Here is a 2634-nt window from a genome sequence, read left to right on the forward strand (position 1 = left end):
ATTTTATACTTATCGGCATCCGCTTCTGTAATCTGTTTCATCTTATTGGCGGAGGCTGCCTGCTCTACCGCATAACGGTCGGCATCGGCCTTTTTCTTCACTTCTGAATCATATTGCTTTTCACGGCGGAGGATTTCTTTTTCCTCCAGCTCAATTTGCTTCTGCCGTTCGATGATCCTGATTTGCATTTCCTGTTCGGTTACATCCTGTTTAGACCTGGCCGTTTCAAGATCGTACGCTTGGTCAGCCCGTGCCTTGGCAATATCCTGCTCTCGACGGAATTCCGCAACCTTTAGCTTGTTGATTTTTTCGGCTTCGGCTATTTCTGTTGCCCTTTCAAGTTCGGCACGCTGCGCTTCCTTCGAAGCTTCGGCTCGCTTGATTCGCGTTTCTTTCTCTGCATCGGCGGTAGCTATATCGGCATCCCTCTTCACCTGTGCAATCCTAGGCTTTCCGAGCGACTCAAGATATCCATTTTTGTCCCGAACATCTTTAATCGTGAACGATACGATAATAAGTCCCATTTTAGCTAAGTCCTGCGAGGCTACCCTCTGTACCTCCTGGGAAAACTTTTCACGGTTTTTATAAATTTCCTCGACGGTCATCGAACCAAGGATGGAACGAAGATGCCCTTCCAATACTTCCCGAGCTTCCTGTTCACGGTCATCTTTCGATTTACCAAGGAATTGCTCAGCAGCTGTGGCTATATCGGTGATTGAACCGCCAATCTTGATGATCGATACACCATCTGCCATGACCGGAACTCCCTGTTCTGTGTATTATCTTTATAAATCATTGTACATAATTATAAAATCTTTAATGAATCGTTTATACTAAAGCATAAGTGGTTAGAAAAGCATTGTACATTATTAAAAAATGTACATAATATCCTTATCTTTTACCAGTTAGCTTGTAATGCCTGATTTTTTACCGATCATTATCCCCCAACCTTCTTGCTTTATATATTTGTCAGCTTGGATTTCGTCATCAAATGGTCCATGGATATCATATTTTTGTCGGTTACCGTGGTTGAGTGTATTAATCTTGCTGCGGCTCTTGCCAGAGACAGAAAATAACTGAAATGATTGAATCCCTTATATCGGGAAAACAGTGTTAAAGTAAATCTATACTAATAAAAACTATTAATATCGGAATTTTCTTAGGATATTACAACTTTGTGGTACTTAAAATAAAGAAACATGGTTATCTATATATTGGGGAAATGTTCTGGATAATGCTATAAATCAGATATAAGGCCATTTTTACTGTTATCAAAAAATCAGCTGAATAAAGATTGCAGTTGTTGCTTCACTAATTTAAGTTTAGATTGTTGCCACAGCTCATATTCCTAATAGTAAAAGCAAAGGACCACTTATGTTTGGTTTGTGGTGATCCTCCTCATTTTTTCTTATTAGCTGTTAATAACCTATCAAGACCTAAATTTTAAAAACCTTAAAAATAAAGAAGAACACATATTAGTCATATATAATATGTGTTCTCGTTTTATTAAAATAAAAGCGCCGCAAATCGTTGAATTTATTGAAAACTTTAAGTGCATTTGTTCACAAACTTGCCCTTATCACACTTTACTGTAGTTAAATAAATATAGAAACATTCTGTTAAATAAGTGCATTTATAGAAGGAAAAACCCCGGCTTCTTGACGACCGGGTATTTGAAAAAGTAATTATTCATCATGTTTTATTCTGACATTCTTCCTTCTTTCACTAAATTAGAATATTTTTTATTGTTTGTGTTTTTTTCTTCAGCTACCTCAGTTTGTATCGTAGTACCCTCAACATCAATATTTGGAAGAATTTTATCCATCCAGCTCGGTATGTACCATGCTGCTTTTCCCATTAATGTCATTACAGCTGGTACTATTGCCATCCTTACAATAAAAGCATCAAAAACAATCCCAAAAGTTAACGCGAATCCCATTGATTTAATGATTGGATCGGGGGCAAGCATAAAGCCTGTGAATACAGAAACCATTATCAGACCTGCAGCTGTCACTACTCCTCCACTATCTTTTAGTCCTGCTAGTATAGCTTTTTTTGCATCTTTTGAATGTGTAAATTCTTCACGCATTCTGCTTACTAAGAAGACTTCGTAATCCATGGCTAAACCAAATAATATACCTATTACTATAACAGGTAAAAATGCTAAGACAGGACTTTCAGTAGGAAAACCAAATAAGTTTATAAGATTTCCATCTTGAATTACAAATACAACAAACCCCAAAGTTGCTCCAAGTGAAAGTAAGAAACCTAAAACAGCTTTTAATGGGACAAGGATAGATCTAAATACTAAAACCAAAAGCACAAACGCAAATCCCACAATTAAACTAGCAAATAACGGTAATGCGTCGTTCACCTTTTCAGAAATGTCTATATTAACAGCCGTTGACCCCGTAACTAACAATTCTAATTGATCTTTATTAGTCAGTTTATCTGATAATTCTCTTATAGAGTGTACCAAGTCGTTGGTTTCTATATCGTTAGGCCCGGTTTTTGGAGTAATTGATATCATGTAGATATTTCCTGATTTATTTGGAATTGGTGGACTTACACTATCTACATTCGATAATTCACCTAATTCTTCTGTCACTTCATTGATTTTTTGTTGTATATCTC

1 protein-coding gene and 1 pseudogene are annotated in these 2634 nt (G+C 36.8%); both read right to left on the reverse strand.

The features are described 5' to 3' along the window. Window positions 1-779, reverse strand: a pseudogene (locus AC1DVB_RS26490) (flotillin family protein); the annotation flags it as partial. A gap of 920 nt (window positions 780-1699) precedes the next feature. Further along, window positions 1700-2634 (reverse strand): MMPL family transporter (locus tag AC1DVB_RS26495; RefSeq protein ID WP_477591774.1); only part of this gene is annotated, 935 nt, incomplete at its 5' end.

This window comes from Peribacillus sp. P4_D6 (assembly GCF_056401795.1).